The following is a 19,513-nucleotide window of genomic DNA, read 5'->3' as shown; positions in this document are numbered from 1 at the left end:
TCACTCGTCGCCGGTGAGGGAGAAGCTCCGCAGGCGGATGCCCGCCCAGACGACCGCGCCGATGGTGACGACGATCAGGGCCGGTACGGCGAAGCCGAGGGTGATCTCGGTGGAGAAGAACGCGGAGGAGGAGATCTGGTCGGCGATCGTCTGGGCCCACTGCTGGATGGAGAACCTGCGGGCGCCGGGGACGAAGTTGCCGACCACGCCCTCCCAGACGAGCGCGTAGACGATGCCGATCGTGACCGCGTGCCTGGTCAGCACGCCCAGCAGCATGAACACCGCCGCGTACGCGATCCCGCCGACGAGAGAGCCGAGCGCGAAGCCGTACGCGATGCCGGATTCGAGGTTGACGAGGATGTAGGCCGCGACGAAGGTCGGTACGGCGGCGAACAGCGCGAGCATCGAGGCGGCGACCACGAACTTGGTCTGGGCGATCACCGAGCGGGAGATCGGCTTGGACAGCAGGTGGATGATCGTGCCGTCGTCGATCTCGGGAGCGATCACCCCGGTTCCCGCGATGAGGCCGAGCAGCGGCAGCATGGTGCCGATGGCGAAGGTCTGCATGAGCGCGACGGCGGTCCGCTCGTCGGCGGCGCCGATGAACCTCATCAGCGCGGCCATGGAGATCAGCACGACGGGCAGCATGATCAGCAGCCAGATCCGGCGGCGGCCGAGGAGCGCCCGGTAGGAGATTCCGGCGATGACACCGTTCATGGTCAGCTGCTCCTGTTGATCAGGTAGGAGAAGACGCTCTCCAGGTCTTCGTCGGCGGGGGAGACCTGCATGATCCGGACGTTCGCGTCCCTGGCGACCCTGGGCAGCAGCCAGGTGAAGCGCCGGAAGTCGACGGCGTGCACCTCCAGGCCCGTCTCGGTCAGCGAGACGGAGCCCGAGGAGGCGTCGGCGATCAGTGCGGACGCGAGGCGGCGGTCGTCGCTGGAGCGGACCTTGAACAGGTGGGGGCGGTCGGTCATCCGGCGGCGGATCTCGCGGAAGTCCCCTGAGGCGGCGTGGCGTCCGGCGACGAGGACCTCGATGTGCTGGGCGACCCGCTCCACCTCCTCCAGGATGTGCGAGCTGAACAGGATGGTCTTGCCCGCGGTGCCCATGGAGCGGACCAGGTCCATCAGGTGCAGGCGCTGGCGCGGGTCCATGCCGTTGAACGGCTCGTCGAGCAGCAGGACCTGCGGGTCGTGGACGAGCGCCGCGGCCACCTTGACGCGCTGGCGCATGCCCTTGGAGTACGTCTCGATCCTGCGGTCCTTGGCGCTCTCCATCTCCACCAGGGCGAGGGCCTTGCGCGCCGCGTCGTCCGGATTGGGCAGACGGTGCAGCCTGGCGCTGGACAGCACGAACTGCCAGCCGGTGAGGAAGCCGTAGACGGCCTCGCGCTCGGGGACCAGGCCGATGGAGCGGTAGATCTGGTGGTTGCGCCAGATGCGGTCGCCGTCGAGGGTGACGGTGCCGCCCGAGGGGGGCAGGAAACCGGCCATCATGTGGAGCAGCGTGGACTTGCCCGCGCCGTTCGGGCCGAGCAGTCCGGTGACGCCGGGGCCGACGGTCATGGTGATGTCGTTGACGGCGACCACGTTGCCGTACCACCGGGACACCTGGGCCAGTTCGATCTTCATCGGGAGGCCGCCTTACGGTAGCGCGCGATCAGGGCCGTGAGGGACAGGGCGATGAGTGCGATCATGATCGCTCCCGCGACCAGGGTTCCACCGCTCTCGGGGTAGATGACGCCCGCGCTGGGCTCCGCCCCGAAGATTCCGACGTGGATGGCGGCGTCCACCAGGAAGAAGGGGTTGATCAGCCAGGCCCACGCGGCGGCGCCGTCGTTGCCCATCGACTCCAGCGTCGCGAACAGCACGGTCGACACGGCGGAGGCGAGCAGGTAGAAGGCGATGACGGAGGCCACGCCCAGGCCGCGCCTGGGGGTGAACGAGGCGATGGCCACGCCGAGGCAGGCGAGCAGCAGCGCGTAGCCGAGCGCGCCGACCATGGCGGTGAGGTATTCGAAGGTGTGCGTGTCGCCGGGCAGGTCGATGACCACCTCGCCGATGTAGAGCACGGTGAGCGGCACCGCGAGCAGCAGGAACATCGCGGTCGTCATCGCCGCGAGCTTCGCGCCGACGTAGTCCCAGATCGTCACCGGGCGCGACAGATAGAGCGGCAGCACCCGGAAGCGCAGGTCGGGCGCGACGGTGTACGGCGACTGCGAGGCGAGGAAGATCGCGAGCACGGCCTGCATGACGATGGCGTACTCGCTGTAGCGCATCCCCTCCTGCTTGATCAGCGCCATGGCCGCGATGGAGACGACCGCGGGCAGGAGCATCACGCCCAGGAGCACGAATGGGATGATCTTCGAGCGGGCGGTGCGCCCGAGCCCGAAGATCCCGCGCAGGCTGTGCACGGTGAGCGCGACGGCGGCCTGGCCGCGGCCGAGCCGAGCCCCCTCGTAGTGGCGGTATCCGATGTCGTGGATGACACCCGTGGGTTCGGAGACGGACTCAGACATTGACGGGCTCCCTGAAGACGTCCTCGATGCGCTGGCGGCCCTGCTCCACGCGTACGAGGCAGAGGTCGAGGTCGCAGACGGCGTCGCGGAGCGCGTCGAAGGTCTCCGGCGCGCGGACGTGGACGAGCAGCATCCTGCCGTGCGGGGTGACGGTCTCGCCCAGTTCGGTGAGGCGGGCCGCCAGCGCGTCCTGGCCCTCCTCGACCTCGACGGTCACCGTCTGGGTGATCTGGGTGAAGTCCCCGATGGAGGAGGAGCGCAGCAGCTTGCCGCCGTCGATCACGATGACGTGGTCGCAGACCCGCTCCAGTTCGCCCAGCAGGTGGGAGGTGACGAGCACGCTGATGCCGAACTCCGAGCCGATCCTGCGGATGAGCGCGAGCATCTCGTCGCGGCCCCGGGGGTCGAGGCCGTTGGTGGGCTCGTCGAGCAGGACCAGGCGCGGGTCGTGCACCAGGGCCTGGGCGAGCTTGACGCGCTGCTTCATGCCGGTGGAGTAGCCGCCCATCGCCCGGTAGCGCTCCTCGTACAGCCCGACGTGGCGCAGGACGTCGGCGGCGCGCTCGCGGGCCGCGGTGCGCGGCAGGCCGGACATCTGGGCCATGTGCACGGTGAACTCGGTGGCGGACAGGTCGGGTGGCAGGCAGTCGTGCTCGGGCATGTAGCCCACGATCCGGCGGATCTCCGCGCCCTTGGTCGTCACGTCCATGCCCAGCACCTGGGCACCGCCCGCGCTGGGTTCGAGGAGGCCGAGGAGGATCTTGATCAGCGTGGACTTGCCCGCGCCGTTGGCGCCGACCAGGCCGGTCACACCGGAGCCGACGGTGACGGTGAGCTGGTCGAGCGCCGTCACCCGGGGGAAACGTCTGGTTAGTCCCTCGGTGGCGAGGATAGTCATGCTCGGACACTATCCGTCGCCGCAGGTGCGCACCTCCGTCATGCGAAGGAGTCTCCCCTCGTCCGAAAGGCCAATTCTCAGCTGTTATCTCCCACCCGGGCGCGCCGGCAGCCGCATGCCGAACCGGGACCAGTAGGCCCTCTGGACGAGCAGCGTCACCACACCGGAGATGACCATACCCGCGACGTTCACCCCGAGCTGGACGGCGGAGGCGGCCATGTCGCCCCAGCGGGCGAGCGCGGCGGCGACCGCGAAGTATCCGGCGGCGGGGACCGTGGTGACCGAGATGAAGACGCCGACCAGGGCCGAGGACTTGCCCGCGGTGACCGAGAGCACCCCGGCGGCCCCCGCGAGCAGCGCGACGATGAACGACCACCTGTCGGGCTTCACGATGAACTCGATCTCCTCGTGCCCGGTCGCGAGGGTGCCCACGCCGATCCAGCCGAGCCCTCGCGCGGCCAGCGCACAGACGAAGGTGATCGTGATGGCGACGGCGAAGCCCAGGACGAGGGTCCTGGCCGCGCGGCCGATGAGGTTCCCGTCGGTACGGAGCAGGCCGAAGCAGATGGCCGCGATCGCGCCGAACTCGGGTCCCAGCACCATCGCGCCGATGATGAGGATCGGTGAGTTGACGATCACGCCGATCGCCGCGAGCAGCGTGGCGATCGTGAGGAACGCGAGGAAGGCCCAGGTGAGCCGGGTGTCCTCGTCGACCCGCTGGGCGAACTCCGCCCAGACCACGGCGTCGTCGCTGTCGCCGGGTGCCTCCTCCTGGGCGCGCTCGGCCGCCTGTGAGATCGACAGGTCGATCTGCTCGGCCGCGATCGAACCCTTCGTGTGGAGGCCGAGCTCCTGGAGCCGCTCGATCACCTGGTTGGCGGCCTCACGGGCGATGTCGAACTGGACGAGGTCCCCGGCGGGGGAGCGCGCGACACCGGGGAACAGGACGATGTTGAGGACGCCGACGCACTCGTCGAGCACCTTCAGCACCTTGTCCGTCAGCTCCGCGGGAGTGATCACACGTAGATGCAGCACGGGCCAACCCTAGGACCTGGATCCCGGCACGCTGAAGCCAGAAGCCGTACGGTCGTTGTCCGCCTCTTTCCAGGTTTCCGACTGCCCGGGCCGGTGTGGGCGCGGAGCCCGTCAGGGAACCTTGAGGGCGGGGTCGGCGCTCAGGCGCCGGAGCAGGTCGGCAGTGCGGGAGGCCCGCTCGGCGTCCTGGCCGGTCCGGTGGTCCGACTCGATGGCGTCCGCGAGGGCCTTCAGTTGGTACGGCGGCAGGAGGGCGTGCGCCGCGCGCAGCCGCAGCAGGATTTTGCGGCCGCCCTGCTCCTGGGCGTACAGGTACAGGTAGGGGAGCCGGTGGCCGGTCAGGTCACGGGCCCTTGAGCACTCGGGGAAGGAGTCCAGCCAGACGCGGGCCCGCGCGAGATCCACCCTGCGCGTCGTGAACGCGCCGTGGACCTCCACGACGCCTCCTTCCATCTCCGCACGAAAGCGGAGGATGCCGAGGAGGACGATGAGGAAAACCACCATGACCACGGCGAAGGGCAGCATCAGGATCAGAGAGGGGTCGTCGAGGGAGAATCCGACGGCCCGCTCGATATTCGAGATCGCGAACAGTGGGAAGCCGACGAAGGGGACGGTGAGAAGTATGGCACCGATCTTCATGCCGGTGCTCGCGCCGACGCTCAGCTTCAGCGGACCATGAGATGAGATACTCACATATTAGATACTAATCTACTCTTCTGGCCGGGGCTTGGTGCTGTTACGGCATGCATAACCGCAGGCGGGGAAGTTTTTTGCCTTCGATGGGTGAGTGGCCGAAATGAGGGCCGGAAAGGTAACGGGGTGTCACGCCGAAGGTCCGCTGTGTCATGATCATGGCTCTGACGTGCGAATCTGTATTCGGGCGGTTACTGATCGCATCTCGTCTTCCGGTTTCAGGGAAGGGGTGGACGTGCGTTCTCGCCGTGCCTGAGCGGGAACGGACGACCTATTCGGAGGATACCTCCGCGACGTTTATTCAACCAATTCTGTCAATAAAACACTGATATTTCCCATCGTTCACTCAATGACCATTGAGAATGACTCGCAGGTATAGGCTTCCGCTGTTCCTGGTGTGGTGTCGCCCTTTTCGTCGTCGCCGCCTACCGGCGGGCCCCAAGGCCCGGTCGCCCGCCCGGCGAAGGTGACGGGCGGCGCCTGTCCCGGCGGGGCGCGTGGACGGCACCACCCGCGCGTGCACCCGAGGTCACGGACGGCATGGGGGTGGGATGGCGACGGCCGGCGAATCGGATCGGACCGCTTCCGGTGGCGCGGCGCGCCGGTACCGCCGCGACCCGCTGGGGTTCGTCGAGTGGGCGGCCCGCGAGCACGGCCCGGTGTTCCGACTGCCCGACGACGGGTCACTGTGCGTGGCCGACCCGGTCGAGGCCCTGCGGGTGCTGCACAACGAGGAAGGCCACTACGACGAGGTGTCCGACTTCTTCCATGTCCGCGGCGGACGGCTGGGGCCGCGGGAGACGCAGGTCGCCATCGGGCGCGCGGCGCGGGCGACGGTGCGCGCCCACCTGGCCGCCCACCGCGAGCGGCTGCCCGCCGTCGTGGCGGGGCTGGGGGAGGTCAGCGAGTGGCCGTCGGCCGGGCGCACCGCCGCGCACCGGTTCCTGGCCGAGGCGCTGCTGCGCCCGGACAGCCCGCCGGCGCTGCGGGAGCTGATGACGCGAGTGGTGGAGCGCGACGTCCTGATCCGTCCCGGCGGCCGGCTGGCACGCGCGGCGCGGACGGCGCTGTGGGCGCGCGTGGTGCGGGCGGTCGCCGGCGAGGTACGCGCCCGCCGGGCCGGTCGGGCCGGTCTGGGTCCCGGTCGCCCCGGCGACCTGCTGGACGCCGTGCTCGGATCCACCCCGCCTGACACGCCCGCCGCGCAGGTCGCCCAGGTGTACCTCCTGCTGTTCCGGACCTCGGTGGCGCCGGTGGGCCACGTGGTCGGCTGGGCGCTGCTGGCGGCCGCCACCCACGGCGTCGACCTGGCGGACGTGCCCGCGGAGGCGGCCGTACGGGAGTCGCTGCGGCTGTGGCCGGTGGCATGGCTGCTGGGCCGCCCGGTACACCGAGCCCACCGGATCGGCGGCGTGCGGCTGGAGCCGGGGGAGAGCGTGTCGGTCTGCGTCTACCTGCTGCACCGCGACGAGCGGCACTGGCCGCAGGCCACCCGGTTCCGGCCCGGCCGGTGGGACGGCCCCGGCCCCCGCGGGGCCTACCTGCCCTTCGGCGGCGGCCCGTTCACCTGCGCAGGGGCCGCTGTCGCGCAGACCCTGGCCACCGGCCTGCTCACCGCCGTGAGCGACGGCGCCCGCCTGGAGGTGCGCGGCGGCCACGGGCGCCCCCACGTCGCGGGCATCATCACCCCGCCCCCGTTCCAGCTGCGCCGGACCCCCATCAGGCCCTGACCGCCAGCGACCACCAGGAAAGGAGGTGAACTCCATGAGGAAGTTGCTGCGCCGTGTTACCGGCCGCCGGGTCAACCGGCAGGCATGGTTCATCTGGTAAGACTCTCTCCCCCGGCCGCGCCCGGCCCCCGACGGCCCGGCGCGGCCCCCGACGGGACGTCCGCGCTCAGGGAGGCGCTCATGACGGATGTGGACGAGACGCTGGCGGCGTACGAGAGCGTCGCGGCACGGTACGACGAGCTGAACGCGCGGATGGACACCGCCACCCTGGTGGACCGCTACGTGGAGATGGCGGACCTGTACGGTACGGGCGGGCGGCGGCTGCTGGACGCCGGGTGCGGGACCGGCCGCAGCAGCGTGGCCTTCCGCGAGCGGGGGTTCGAGGTGACCGGCTACGACCTGTCCCCGGCGATGGTGGCGATGGCCGGGAGCAGACCCGGAGCCGAGGACATCCGGTTCCTGGTGGGACGGCTGCAGGAGCCCCCGCCGGGGCTGACCGGCTTCGACGTGGTCGCCTGCGTGGACCTGCCGATGGCGTACCTGACCGGCACGGACGAGCTGCGGCGGGCGCTGGCGTCGGCGCGCGACCAGCTCGCGGGGGACGGGGTGCTGATCTTCGACCTGAGCACCATCGGCTACTACCGGCGTACGTTCGGCGTCCCGACGGTCGCCGACCGCGGGGACCGGTACGTGGCGTGGTTCGCGGCGTCACCGCGGATCGAGGCCGACGCGGTCGTGGTCACCCAGTTCGACCTGTTCGAGCGGGCCGGCGCGGGCTGGGAGCGGGTGTCGATGCGGCACGTGCAGCGGCACCGCTCCGACCGGACGGTGCGCCGGGTGGCCGAGCGGGCCGGGCTGCGCGTCGTGGCCACCCGCGGGCTGGTGGGGACGTCGGCGCGGGAGCCGGCCGACGAGGACGGCCATGACCGGATCCTGTACGTCGCCCGCCGGGCCGACTGAGTCTCCCCGGACATCGAACCGGTGCCTCGTCCGAGCCGCGCGGCCGTCGTTTCCGATCAGATGCGGCGGAGGCGAACGCGCTGGATGGAGTGGTTGGCGTCCTTGTGGAGGACGAGGTCGGCCCGGCCTCTGGTGGGGGCGATGTTCTCGACGAGGTTGCGCTCGTTGATGTCGCGCCAGATATTTCTGGCGAAGTCGGTCGCCTCCTCCTCCGACAGGTCCGCGAGATGTTTGAAGTAGGACTTCGGGTCCTCGAAGGCCGTACGGCGGAGCTTGTGGAAGCGGTCCACGTACCAGTCGCGGATGTGCTCGACCTTGGCGTCCACATAGATGGAGAAGTCGAAGTAGTCGTTGATCGCGAGGGCGGTGGGCGGGGCGGGCTGCAGGACGTTGAGGCCCTCGACGATGAGGATGTCGGGGCGGCGCACGGTCTGGGTCGCGCCGGGCACGATGTCGTACTCCAGGTGGCTGTAGACCGGGGCCGTCACCTCCGGAAGGCCCGCCTTGACGTCGGCGACGAACCTGACCAGGGCCCGCCGGTCGTAGCTCTCGGGAAAGCCCTTCCTGTGCATGATGTCCCTCGCGGTGAGGACCTCGTTGGGGAAGAGGAAGCTGTCGGTGGTGATCAGGTCCACCCGGGGGTGCTCGGGCCAGCGGGCCAGCAGGGTGTGCAGCAGCCGGGCCGTGGTCGACTTGCCGACCGCGACGCTCCCCGCGATGCCCAGGACGTACGGGGCCGCCCTGCGCCCGCCGCCGAGGAAGGTGTTGAGCGCCGCGCTGCGCTGCCTGGCCCCGGTGAAGTGGAGGTTGAGCAGCCGGGTGAGCGGCAGGTAGATGTCGGTGACCTCGGCCAGGTCGATCGGGTCGTCGACGCCGCGCAGTTCCTCCAGCTCGTCCTCGGTGAGCGTGAGGGGCGTGTTCTTGCGGAGTTCGCTCCACTGAGCCCGGCTGAGCTGCACGTACGGTGTCGCGGTGTCCAAACCGTTGGCCATGTTCAGAGAGCCTACTGATCCGTCGGGAGCGGGTTCTTGGCGGGTGTTGGTCCGTCGGGAATCGGATCCCGGTGGGGCACCGGACGGGATTCTTGGCCTGTCCAGGGGGTTCTCCATAGACGCGCCGGACGATCTCTCAGGGAGGGGGTATGACAATGTGCGGAATAGTGGGATATACGGGACAGCGCCAGGCGATCGAGGTCGCGGTCGAGGGGCTGGGCCGGCTGGAGTACCGGGGATACGACTCGGCGGGGATCGCTCTGGTCGGAGCGGACGGCCTGGTCGTGGAGAAGCGGGCGGGGAAACTGGCCAACCTGCGCTCGGCGCTGATCTCACGTCCCACACCGCCGGCCGCGGCGACGACGGGGATCGGGCACACCCGATGGGCCACCCACGGGGCCCCCACCGACCGCAACGCCCATCCGCACACCGACTGCGAAGGGCGGATCGCGGTCATCCACAACGGGATCATCGAGAACTTCGCCGCGCTCAGGGCCGAACTGGAGAACGCGGGGCACCGGATCGTCTCCGAGACCGACACCGAGGTGGTGGCGCACCTGCTGGAGCGGTTCGCCGCCGGAGGGCTCATGGAGGCGATGCGCCGGGTCTGCCTGCGGCTGGAGGGGGCGTTCACCCTGCTCGCGGTCTCGGCCGACGAGCCCGACGTGGTGGTGGGGGCGCGGCGCAACTCGCCGCTGGTCATCGGCAGGGGCGACGGGGAGAACTTCCTCGGCTCGGACGTGGCGGCGTTCATCGCGTACACGCGCGAGGCGGTGGAGCTGGGCCAGGACCAGGTGGTCGAGCTGCGCCCCTCGAAGATCACGGTCGCCGACTTCCAGGGCCTCCCGGCCGTGACGTGTGACTACCACGTCGACTGGGACGCCTCGGCCGCCGAGAAGGACGGCCACGACCACTTCATGCTCAAGGAGATCGCCGAGCAGCCCCGGGCCATCGCCGACACGCTGCTCGGCAGGGTCGGCGAGGACGGCCGGCTGGTGCTGGACGAGATGCGACTGTCCGACCAGGAGCTACGTGACATCAACAAGATCATTCTGGTCGCCTGCGGGACCTCCTACCACGCCGGGCTCATCGCGAAGTACGCCATCGAGCACTGGGCTCGGCTGCCCTGCGAGGTCGAGGTGGCGAGCGAGTTCCGCTACCGCGACCCGATCCTCACCCGGGACACGCTGGTGATCGTGATCAGCCAGTCGGGCGAGACCATGGACACCCTCATGGCGGTACGGCACGCGCGCGGGCAGCGGTCGCGGGTGCTGGCGGTCTGCAACGTGAACGGTTCCACGATCTCCCGCGAGTCCGACGCCGTCCTCTACACGCACGCGGGCCCGGAGGTCGCGGTGGCCTCCACCAAGGCGTTCCTCACCCAGCTGGTGGCGTGCTATCTGGTGGCGCTCTATCTCGCCCAGGTCAGGGGGACGAAGTACGGCGACGAGATCACCCAGATCGTCGACCGGCTGGCGGAGGCGCCGTCGAAGGTGAGCGAGGTCCTCTCGACCGTCGAGCCGGTCCGCGCGCTGGCCAGGTCGCTCGCCGACGAGCGGTGCGTGCTCTTCCTGGGGCGGCACGTAGGCTTTCCCGTCGCGCTGGAGGGGGCGTTGAAGCTCAAGGAACTGGCGTACATGCACGCGGAGGGCTTCGCGGCGGGTGAGCTGAAGCACGGGCCGATCGCGCTGATCGACAAAGGGCTCCCCGTCGTGGTGGTCGTCCCCTCGCCGTCCGGCCAGCGGGTGATCCATGACAAGATCGTGTCCAACATCCAGGAGATCCGGGCGAGGGGGGCGAGGACCCTCGTCGTCGCCGAGGAGGGGGATGTCGCGGTCGGGCGCTACGCCGACACGCTGATCCACATCCCGGTCGTGCCGACCCTGCTCCAGCCGCTGGTCGCCGCGGTGCCACTCCAGGTCTTCGCCTGCGAGCTGGCCACGGCCAAGGGGCACGACGTCGACCAGCCCCGCAACCTCGCCAAGTCGGTCACGGTGGAGTAAGCCCTCCCCGTGCGTTGTCCACAGCCTGTGGATAAGTCTATGGATTACCCACAGCCGTAAGTGGGTATAGGGTCTGCCCTTCTTCTTGTCCCATTAAGTGTCGATATGTGCCATATAACGGTTTACTGAGGCGCATCAACGTGGCGTGAATCCACCGGATCCAAGGGAGCCGCAAGATGGACCGTCGTCGTTTCCTCGCCCGAGGTGGCGCGCTGGCCGCGCTGGGGGTGGCCGGGCCGTTCGCGGGGGTCGCGCGGGCGGGGGCGAACGGGGAGATTCTCCCGGGGGCCGGGTACGGCCCGCTGAAGCCGGTCAAGGACGAGCGGGACGGCGTGGTGCGCCTCCACCTGCCCGACGGCTTCCACTACCGGTCCTTCAGCTCGGCCGGTGACAAGTACAGCGACGGGTCCGCCGTCCCCTCCAGGCACGACGGCATGGCCGCGTTCCGCGGGCCGGGCGGCAGCGCGATCCTCATCCGCAACCACGAGGTCAACGGCCCGGTCGGCGCGTTCGGAAACCCGGCCAAGGCCTACGATCCGGCGGCCGGCGGCGGCACCTCGACGCTCAGGGTCACCCGCTACGGCAAGGTGCTCACCTCCGCCCCCAGCCTGACCGGCACCCAGATGAACTGCTCGGGCGGCCCGATGCCCTGGGGCGCCTGGGTGAGTTGCGAGGAGACCGTGAACGGGCCGGACGTGGGCGACGACTTCACCGGCCAGGACAACGGCAGGCTCACGCGCAAACACGGCTACATCTTCGAGGTCCCGCTCGACGGCGAGGCCGGAGGGCCGATCAGGAACGCCGGGCGGTTCGCCCACGAGTCGGTCGCGTTCGACGGGTTCACCGGCGCGCTCTACCTCACCGAGGACAACTTCGGTTTCGCCTCCGGCTTCTACCGTTACCTGCCCCCGAAGAACCCGCTGACGGCCCGCCGCATCCTCGACGGCGGCCGGCTCCAGATGCTGGCCGTGCGGGGCGCCCCCGGCAAGAACCTCTCCCTCGGCCAGCCCAGGGGAGCCTCGTACGCGACCACCTGGGTGGACATCGACGACCCCGATCCCACCTTCATCGGCACCCCCGCCAACAGCCTCGCCCTCCAGGCCGTCGGCAACCAGGGCAGGGCGAAGGGCGCGGCGCTCTTCTCCCGGCTGGAGGGGGCGATCAACCACCACGGCACGATCTACTTCGTCTCCACCCAGGGCGGCGCGACCGCGCCCGGCGACACCCCGCCGGGCGGCTTCGGCAAGGGGCGCGGCCAGGTGTGGGCGTACGAGACGTGGAGCGGGCGACTCAAACTCGTCTACGAGTCGCCGGGCGCGGTCACCCTCGACCTGCCGGACAACGTCACCGCCAGCCCCAGGGGCACCCTGGTCCTCTGCGAGGACGGCGCGGGCGGCAACTACCTGCGCGGCCTCACCCGTCAGGGCGAGATCTTCGACTTCTCCCGCCTCGCCCCCGTCCGCGGCGACTCCGGCGCCGAGTTCGCCGGCTCGACCTTCGGCCCCGGCGGTCACACCCTCTACGTCAACGTTCAGTCCGCCAAGGGGACGAGCTTCGCCATCTGGGGCCCCTGGCAGCGCGGCGGCTTCTGACCTCCAGGTCGTGGAGGGTTCTGAGGCGGAGAAACCCGGCAATCAGGAGGGCTCGGTCACCAGGGGAGAGGGCCGTCCTCCGAGCTGAACGTGCCGGTCGGGCCGTCGCCGTCGAGGGTCGCCATCCGCACGGCCACCGCCGCGCCCTGGGCCGCCGTGCGGGCTCCGGTGTGACCGGTCAGGTCGGTGGCGCAATGGCCGGGGTCGACGCCGTTGACCAGGATCCCGGATCCGTCCAGCTCGTTGGCGTAGAGCACGGTGATCGCGTTGAGCGCGCTCTTGGCGGAGTTGTAGGCCAGCATCGCCCAGTCGGGGTTGATGCCGTCCCTGGCCGAGGTGAGGGTCAGCGAGCCCAGCCGGGTCGTCATGTTCACGATCCTGGCCTCACCGGAGGCCCGTAGCAGCGGGATCATCGCGTGGGTCACCGTGACGACCCCGAACACGCCGACCTCGTAGGTGGTCCGCATGTGCCCGGCCGTCACGTCCACCGGGGCCACGCCGTAGTCACCGCAGAGTGCGGCGTTGTTGACCAGGACATCGAGCTTCCCGAACTCCTCACCGATGGTCTTGGCGGCGTTCAGGGCCGCGGCCTCGTCGGTGACGTCGAGCGGCAGCGGACGGGTGCCCTCGGGCGCCTGGCTCTCGTCGCGGACCCCGGCGAACACGGTCATCCCGCGCTCGGCGAGTTGCCGGGCGATCTCCCGGCCGATGCCCCGTCCCGCGCCGGTGACCAGTGCGATCTTCATGGGTTGTTCCCCCTGTGGTGGAGTCTCCGTTGAGGTCGCACAGTCTGGGCAGGGCTTCTTGGAAGTGACCTGCGGATCACTGGTGAAGCCCGGGGTATGGCGATTCGTGCTCCATCGGGGACCGGGTCCGATCGGGACAGGGCGGTGTCACGGCACCGGTCCTCTCTTCTAGCCTGGGAGGGTGATCGTTGGTATCGGTGTCGACGTCGTGGACGTGGCGAGGTTCGAGGCGACGCTGGTGCGGACGCCCGCGCTGCGGGGACGCCTGTTCACCGAGGGGGAGAGCGGGCTGGCCACGGAGTCCTTGGCAGCCAGGTTCGCGGCGAAGGAGGCCGTCGCGAAGGCCCTGGGTGCACCTCCCGGACTGCGTCACCTGGACGCCGAGGTGCTCAGCGGGGAGCACGGGCGGCCCGAGCTGCGGGTGACCGGCCGGGTGGCCGACGTCGCCGAGGCCCTGGGCGTGGCCCGGTGGCACGTCTCCCTCACCCACGACGGGGGCGTCGCGATCGCCTACGTGATCGCCGAGGGATAGATTCGGTGGAATGCGGACCGCGTACACCTCCGACCAGATCAGGGCGGCCGAGGCGGCACTGATGGCGACGCTGCCCGAGGGCGCCCTGATGGAGAGGGCGGCCACCGGGCTCGCGGTGATCTGCGCCAGGATGCTCGGCGGCGTATACGGCTCCCGCGTTGTGCTGCTCGTCGGCGGTGGCGACAACGGCGGTGACGCCCTCCACGCCGGGGCCCGTCTCGCGGCCAGGGGGGCGAGGGTCGACGCGCTCCTCGCCGGTACGCGCGTCCACGCGGCGGGCCTGGAGGCCCTGCGCCGCGCGGGCGGTCGCGTGACCCGCCTGAACCCCGATCCCGGCCACAACCACGATCCCGGTTCCGGTTCCGGCCCCGGTCCCGGCCACGGCGCGGGAAACGGGCCCGGTCTCGCGGTGGCCACGGCGGATCCCGCGGGTGCGCGCGTTCGCGGCCTGTTCGACGCGGCGGACCTGATCGTGGACGGCATGCTCGGGATCGGCGGGGCAGGGGCGCTCAGGGAGCCGTACGCGACCCTCGCCCGGCTCGCGAACGACGCGCCCGGCGAGGTCGTCGCAGTGGACGTGCCCAGCGGCGTGGACGCGAGCAGCGGCCGGGTGGAGGGGCCTGCGGTCGTCGCGGACGCCACCGTCACGTTCGGGGCGTGGAAGATCGGGTTGCTCGTCGATCCCGGCTCCCGGCACGCGGGCCGGACGGAACTCGTGGACATCGGCCTCGGCCCCTACCTGCCCGCCCCCGAGGCGGTCGCGCCGACGGACACCGACGTTGCCGCGATGCTGCCCAGGCCCGACGCCTCCTCCGACAAGTACCGCCGGGGCGTCGTCGGGATCGCGGCGGGCAGCGAGCTCTACACCGGCGCCGCGGTGCTGGCCGTGGGCGGGGCGCTGCGGGCCGGGGTGGGGATGGTCCGCTACGCGGGGGGCGCGGAACCGGTGGCCCAGGTGCGGGCCCGCTGGCCGGAGGCCGTGATCACCACGCTCGCCCCCGGAGAGGGGGTCGAGAGGGTGGGCCGCGTGCAGGCGTGGGTGCTCGGCCCCGGCCTCGGCACCGGCGACGAGGCCCGTGCCGTCGCCCGTTCCGTGCTGTCGAGCGAGGTCCCCGTGCTCGTCGACGCCGACGCGCTCACCCTGGTGGCCCAGGACAGGGCGCTGCTCCGCAGGGACGCGCCGGTCCTGATCACCCCGCACGCGGGCGAGCTCTCCCGCCTGATCGGCGTGCCGAGGGAGCGGATCGAGGCGCGGCGCCTGGAGAGCGTACGGCGGGCGGCGGCGGAACTGGGCGTGACCGTGCTGCTCAAGGGCTCGACCACGCTGGTCGCCGAGGAGGACCGGCCGGTCGGGATCAACCTCACCGGCAGCCCCTGGCTCGCGACCGGCGGCACCGGCGACGTGCTGGCGGGTCTGGCGGGCGCGCTGCTGGCCGCGGGACTGAGCGGGTACGACGCGGCCTCCTGCGCCGCGCACCTGCACGGAATCGCCGGTCGAGGCGGCCCTCTCACCGCCTGGGACGTCGCCGAGGCCCTGCCGGAGGTGGCGCGCTCCCTGCTCGGCGGGCCTCGGCATCGCCTCTCACCTGCCAAACTGGGGTCATGAGTTTCCCGATGACTCCCGCCGAGGCACGGGTGGATCTCTCGGCGATTCGTGAGAACGTGAGGCAGCTCGCGAGCCACGCTCCCGGCGCCGAGATGATGGTCGCGGTCAAGGCCGACGCCTACGGGCACGGGCTGGTTCCCGTGGCCCGCGCCTGTCTGGAGGCCGGCGCGGGCCGGCTGGGCACCGCCTACATCCGCGAGGCCCTGGAACTGAGGGCCGCCGGGATCACCGCGCCGATCCTGGCGTGGATCATCCCGCCGGGAGAGCCGCTTGAGCAGGCCGTCGGGCACGACATCGAGCTGTCGGCGAGCTCCGTCTCGATGATCGACGCGATCGCCGACGCCGCCGCGGAGGCCGGTGGGACGGCGAGGGTGCACCTGAAGGTCGACACCGGCATGTCACGCGGCGGCGCGACGGCGGCGGAATGGGCAGCCCTGGTCCAGCGGGCGTTGCGGCATCAGGCCGAGGGCGTGATCGAGATCGTCGGGCTCTGGTCCCACTTCGCCTGCGCCGACATACCGGGAGACCCGTCCATCGCGGCCCAGCTGGCGGCCTTCGACGAGGCGCTGCACATCGCGGAGAAGGCCGGGGCCGGAGGCTCCCACGTCATCAGGCACATCGCCAACTCGGCGGCGATCCTGACGCTGCCGCAGGCACGCTACGACCTGGTCCGTCCGGGCATCGCGACCTTCGGCCTGAGCCCCGTGCCCCGGCTCGGAGGTTTCGGGCTGCGTCCGGCGATGACGCTCGTCGCGCGGATCGCGCTGGTCAAACGGGTGCCTGCCAGGTCGGGCGTCTCCTACGGGCACCTGTACGTCACGGATCGGGAAACGACGCTTGGCCTCGTCCCCCTCGGGTATGCGGACGGGGTCCTACGGCACGCCACCAACGTGGCGGAGGTGCTGGCCGGTGGCCGCAGGCGGCGGATCGCGGGCAGGGTCTGCATGGACCAGTTCATGATCGACGTAGGGGACGACCCGTTGACGGAGGGTGACGAGGTGATCCTGTTCGGCGACGGTTCTCGTGGCGAACCCACCGCTCAGGAGTGGGCGGATTCCCTCGACACGATCACGCATGAGATCGTGACCAGGATCGGTTCGCGGGTCCCGCGCGTTTACCGATGAAAGGAAGCTTAGGGGGGCGCATGAGTAGTACCAGACGGCGCAAGGTCGGCATCGCGGGCGCGGTCGTCGGCGTCGCGTCGGCCGGAGTGGCCGCCGGGGCCCTCGCCAAGCGGTACGCCGTCGGACGCATCAGGCTCCGCCCCGACCTGGAGGCGAGCGAGCCGCTCGGAGAGCTGCGCGGCCATCCCACCACGGTCACCACCTCCGACGGCGTTCCCCTGCACGTCGAGGTCGACGGGAAGGAGGAGGCTCCGCTGACCGTGGTGTTCTGCCACGGCTACACGCTCAACCTCGACTCCTGGCACTATCAGCGGCGCGACCTGGGCGGCGAGCACCGTCTGGTCCTGTGGGACCAGCGCTCCCACGGTCGCTCGCCGCGCATCCCGATGAAGGACTGCTCGATCGACCGGCTCGGCGACGACCTGGCCGAGGTGATCGAGGCGCTGGTGCCCGGCCCGTGCGTGCTCGTCGGCCACTCCATGGGCGGTATGACGATCATGGCGCTCGCCGACCGGCACCCGGAGCTGTTCGGCGACAGGATCAGGGGTGTGGCGCTGATCTCCACCTCCACCGGCAAACTCGGCGAGATCTCCCTGGGCCTGCCCGCGCTGCTGTCGAAGGCGGTGCACAAGGTCACGCCGGGCACGGTGTCGATCCTGAGGCGCGGCGGCTCGCTGGTCGACAAGAGCCGCCAGGTCGGCAACGACGTGGCCTTCCTCGCCCTGCGTTACCTGGGTTTCGGCGATTCCAAGAACGTCAGCCCCACGGTCGTCGACTTCGTCGAGTCGATGATCCGCTCCACCCCGTTCGAGGTGATCGCCGAGTTCTACCCGGCGCTGATGTCGCACGACAAGCTGAGCGCGCTGCGCGTGCTGGACGGGGTCCCGACCTGCATCATGGTCGGCGACAAGGACTGGCTCACGCCCGTCGAGCACAGCAGGGCGATGGCGGCGGCGCTGCCGAGCGCCCGGTTCACCGAGGTTCCGGAAAGTTCGCACCTGGTCCAGCTGGAGCGGCCTACCGTGGTCAACGACGCTCTGCACGATCTGCTCAAGCGGGTGGACACGGGCGACACCGATGACGGGGACCGGTGAGCCGGAGGCGCACGTACGGCGCACGGTGAGCCCCCGGACGGGGCGCCCGGGCCGTGAGACGGCGCGGAGTCCTGGAAGACCGCGTGAGGCCCAGGAAGGTATGGAACAGGAGTGACGAAGCGGTGAGAATCGTGGCGACCGCCGAGGAGATGCGGGAGCTGGGCGAGGAGTTGGCGGCGCTGTTGCGCCCGGGGGACCTCGCGGTGCTCTCGGGCCCGCTCGGCGCGGGCAAGACGACCCTGGTGCAGGGGATCGCCGAGGGGCTCAAGGTGCGCGGCCCGATCACCTCGCCGACCTTCGTCATCGCCCGGGTGCACCCCTCGCTCTCCAGCGGACCGGCCCTGGTCCACGTCGACGCCTACCGCCTCGGGGGGGATCTGGAGGTCGACGACCTGGACCTGGACGCCTCGATCGAGGAGTCGGTGACGGTCGTGGAGTGGGGCGAGGGCCTGGTGGAGGGGCTCGCCGACGACCGGCTGGAGATCCTCATCGGCAGGGGCGCGTCCGGCGAGCCGGGGGAGGAGCGGACCGTCACCCTCAGGGGAATCGGGCCGCGCTGGAACGGCGTCATCTGATCTGCCTACAAAGACAGAGAAATCCTGGCACGCTCGGACTACGCACCATTGGTCTAGATCGTCAGGCGTGATGATCGACTCTTGCGGGTTTGCCCATGTTTAATGGGGAACAGGTGGGAAATCGTGCCGGGCGAGGGTCGTCGGCCGGAGGGCGAAATGGAGTTCGACGGTGCCAAGCGTCAAGCGTGTCGCGGTTGTGGGAGCCATCCTCCTTTTCGGACTGGTCGGGTGCTCTGCGGGCGCCGAATCGGCAGACCCGTCGGGCACACCCACCCCGGCCCCACCTGATTCCGGCATCAGTCGGCAGGACATCGAGGTCCAGCTCCAGCCGGCCCGCGCCAAGGCCGGGCAGAAGGTATGGATCCTGGCCAACTGCCCGATCCCGCAGGGCGGTCCCGAGCATCGCGGTACCGCGTCCTCCAAGATCTTCCGCACCCCGGTGACCCTCGACCCGATCCTCGCCACGCCCACGCCCGACCCCGCCTCGACCGCGACCCCGACGCCGCGTCCGTGGGTCCGTGGCCAGGCCACCGTCGCCGAGGGCACCGCCCCCGGGATTCACGAGGTCAACGCGAGGTGCGAGGGGACCAACGACACCGGCAAGGCCAACCTCAGGATCGTGGCCGACACCGAGCCGAGCTCCACCCCCACCTCCGACCCCACCTCCAAGCCGACCAGGACGATCATCAGCACCGAGGCGCCGGGGACGGGTGGCGGCGGCACCGCCGCCGGAGGCCCCAACGACTCGGGCGCCCCGATCGGTACGACCGGCGTCCTGCTCGCTCTCGCCCTGGCCGGCGGCATCGGCATCGCGGTCGTGCGTCGCCGCCGTTCGTAGTCCCCGATGGCCGATTCAACCCGCTGGTCCAGGATCGTCCTGGCCGGGGTCATCACCGGCGTCGTCATGGTCGCGTTCGGCAACAGGGGTGGCGAGGTCGAGAAGGAGAAGGCGCCCGCCCGCGCGTCGGTCTCGCCCAGCCGCATCGACATCCCCTCACTGGGGATCAAGGCGCCGCTGATGAAGCTCGGTGTGACGGACGGCCGGGTCGACCTGCCGCCGTACGAGAAGCCGAACGTCGCGGGCTGGGTGAAGGACAGCGCGGTCCCCGGCGACCAGGGGTCCGCGGTGATCCTCGGGCACGTGGACACCAAGACCGCGCCCGCGGTCTTCTACAAGCTCAAGGAGATGCGGGAGGGGCAGGTCATCAAGGTCGTACGCAGCGACGGCAAGGTCGCCCAGTACCGGGTGGACGCGGTCGAGCAGATCAGCAAGAACCGGTTCCCCGCCGACAAGGTCTATCTTGAGGACGGCCTGCGACTGATCACCTGCGGCGGGACCTTCGACTGGGACAGCCACGAGTATCGCGACAACCTCATCGTCTACGCCACCCTGGTCAAGACCTGAGCCCTCG

19 protein-coding genes are annotated in these 19,513 nt (G+C 70.5%); 11 read left to right on the top strand and 8 right to left on the bottom strand.

The genetic code is table 11. From position 1 onward, the window contains the following. From ACIBH4_RS09080 to ACIBH4_RS09055, 6 genes are all read right to left on the bottom strand, one after another. Positions 1–717 (bottom strand): ABC transporter permease subunit, encoded by a 717-nt coding sequence (locus tag ACIBH4_RS09080; protein WP_362502978.1) that lies wholly within the window; start codon positions 715–717, stop codon positions 1–3. Between the two features lie 2 nt (positions 718–719). Then, positions 720–1,634 carry an ABC transporter ATP-binding protein gene (locus ACIBH4_RS09075; RefSeq protein WP_362502975.1) on the bottom strand — a complete coding sequence of 305 codons (915 nt, stop codon included), beginning with the start codon at positions 1,632–1,634 and terminating at the stop codon, positions 720–722. Continuing rightward, entirely contained in the window at positions 1,631–2,521 is an 891-nt protein-coding gene (locus ACIBH4_RS09070; RefSeq protein WP_362762940.1) for an ABC transporter permease, read from the bottom strand. Before ACIBH4_RS09070 ends, ACIBH4_RS09075 begins: the two co-directional genes overlap by 4 nt. Continuing rightward, the gene (locus ACIBH4_RS09065) at positions 2,514–3,419 is read right to left on the bottom strand and encodes an ABC transporter ATP-binding protein (protein WP_362762943.1); all 906 of its coding nucleotides are present in this window, start codon (positions 3,417–3,419) and stop codon (positions 2,514–2,516) included. Before ACIBH4_RS09065 ends, ACIBH4_RS09070 begins: the two co-directional genes overlap by 8 nt. 84 nt (positions 3,420–3,503) lie before the next feature. Continuing rightward, a complete protein-coding gene (locus tag ACIBH4_RS09060; RefSeq protein ID WP_362502966.1) occupies positions 3,504–4,454 on the bottom strand; it encodes a DUF389 domain-containing protein in 951 nt (316 codons plus the stop codon). Positions 4,455–4,565: 111 nt separating this feature from the next. Beyond that, positions 4,566–5,147: a hypothetical protein gene (locus ACIBH4_RS09055; protein WP_362502963.1), complete on the bottom strand. Its 582-nt coding sequence runs from the start codon at positions 5,145–5,147 to the stop codon at positions 4,566–4,568. A gap of 551 nt (positions 5,148–5,698) precedes the next feature. Here ACIBH4_RS09055 and ACIBH4_RS09050 point away from each other — a divergent pair. After that, entirely contained in the window at positions 5,699–6,877 is a 1,179-nt protein-coding gene (locus ACIBH4_RS09050) for a cytochrome P450 (RefSeq protein ID WP_362502960.1), read from the top strand. Between the two features lie 180 nt (positions 6,878–7,057). After that, positions 7,058–7,837: a class I SAM-dependent methyltransferase gene (locus tag ACIBH4_RS09045; RefSeq protein ID WP_362762945.1), complete on the top strand. Its 780-nt coding sequence runs from the start codon at positions 7,058–7,060 to the stop codon at positions 7,835–7,837. Positions 7,838–7,893: 56 nt separating this feature from the next. Here the strand turns inward: ACIBH4_RS09045 and coaA are convergent, their stop codons facing one another. After that, positions 7,894–8,829 (bottom strand): type I pantothenate kinase, encoded by a 936-nt coding sequence (gene coaA / locus ACIBH4_RS09040; protein ID WP_362502954.1) that lies wholly within the window; start codon positions 8,827–8,829, stop codon positions 7,894–7,896. A gap of 155 nt (positions 8,830–8,984) precedes the next feature. Here coaA and glmS point away from each other — a divergent pair, with 155 nt between their 5' ends. Next, positions 8,985–10,832 (top strand): glutamine--fructose-6-phosphate transaminase (isomerizing), encoded by a 1,848-nt coding sequence (gene glmS, locus ACIBH4_RS09035; protein ID WP_362503923.1) that lies wholly within the window; start codon positions 8,985–8,987, stop codon positions 10,830–10,832. 176 nt (positions 10,833–11,008) lie between these two features. Continuing rightward, on the top strand, positions 11,009–12,424 hold the full coding sequence (locus ACIBH4_RS09030; RefSeq protein WP_362762948.1) for an alkaline phosphatase PhoX: 1,416 nt from the start codon (positions 11,009–11,011) through the stop codon (positions 12,422–12,424). Between the two features lie 56 nt (positions 12,425–12,480). Here the strand turns inward: ACIBH4_RS09030 and ACIBH4_RS09025 are convergent, their stop codons facing one another. Then, positions 12,481–13,170, bottom strand: coding sequence for an SDR family NAD(P)-dependent oxidoreductase (locus tag ACIBH4_RS09025; RefSeq protein WP_362502949.1), 690 nt, complete (start codon positions 13,168–13,170; stop codon positions 12,481–12,483). A gap of 181 nt (positions 13,171–13,351) precedes the next feature. Between ACIBH4_RS09025 and ACIBH4_RS09020 the strand changes: the two genes are divergently transcribed. From ACIBH4_RS09020 to ACIBH4_RS08990, 7 genes are all read left to right on the top strand, one after another. Then, the gene (locus ACIBH4_RS09020; protein ID WP_362502946.1) at positions 13,352–13,702 is read left to right on the top strand and encodes a holo-ACP synthase; all 351 of its coding nucleotides are present in this window, start codon (positions 13,352–13,354) and stop codon (positions 13,700–13,702) included. Positions 13,703–13,712: 10 nt separating this feature from the next. After that, the gene (locus ACIBH4_RS09015) at positions 13,713–15,308 is read left to right on the top strand and encodes an NAD(P)H-hydrate dehydratase (protein ID WP_362502943.1); all 1,596 of its coding nucleotides are present in this window, start codon (positions 13,713–13,715) and stop codon (positions 15,306–15,308) included. Further along, positions 15,305–16,432, top strand: coding sequence for an alanine racemase (gene alr / locus ACIBH4_RS09010; RefSeq protein WP_362502940.1), 1,128 nt, complete (start codon positions 15,305–15,307; stop codon positions 16,430–16,432). The genes ACIBH4_RS09015 and alr overlap by 4 nt, the downstream gene beginning before the upstream one ends. Before the next feature lie 20 nt (positions 16,433–16,452). Further along, entirely contained in the window at positions 16,453–17,526 is a 1,074-nt protein-coding gene (locus ACIBH4_RS09005) for an alpha/beta hydrolase (protein ID WP_362502937.1), read from the top strand. Positions 17,527–17,648: 122 nt separating this feature from the next. Continuing rightward, positions 17,649–18,101: a tRNA (adenosine(37)-N6)-threonylcarbamoyltransferase complex ATPase subunit type 1 TsaE gene (tsaE, locus tag ACIBH4_RS09000; protein WP_362502934.1), complete on the top strand. Its 453-nt coding sequence runs from the start codon at positions 17,649–17,651 to the stop codon at positions 18,099–18,101. Between the two features lie 169 nt (positions 18,102–18,270). Beyond that, a complete protein-coding gene (locus tag ACIBH4_RS08995; RefSeq protein WP_362502931.1) occupies positions 18,271–18,939 on the top strand; it encodes a hypothetical protein in 669 nt (222 codons plus the stop codon). Between the two features lie 6 nt (positions 18,940–18,945). Next, positions 18,946–19,506, top strand: a complete 561-nt coding sequence (locus ACIBH4_RS08990) for a class F sortase (RefSeq protein WP_362502928.1) — start codon at positions 18,946–18,948, stop codon at positions 19,504–19,506. Positions 19,507–19,513 lie beyond the last annotated feature (7 nt).

Origin of the sequence: Streptosporangium sp. NPDC050284, assembly GCF_044459525.1 — a bacterium.
In the GTDB taxonomy this organism is placed as follows: domain Bacteria; phylum Actinomycetota; class Actinomycetes; order Streptosporangiales; family Streptosporangiaceae; genus Streptosporangium.
The sequence above is the reverse complement of the archived record's forward strand: the minus strand, read 5'-3'. Positions and strand labels throughout refer to the sequence as shown.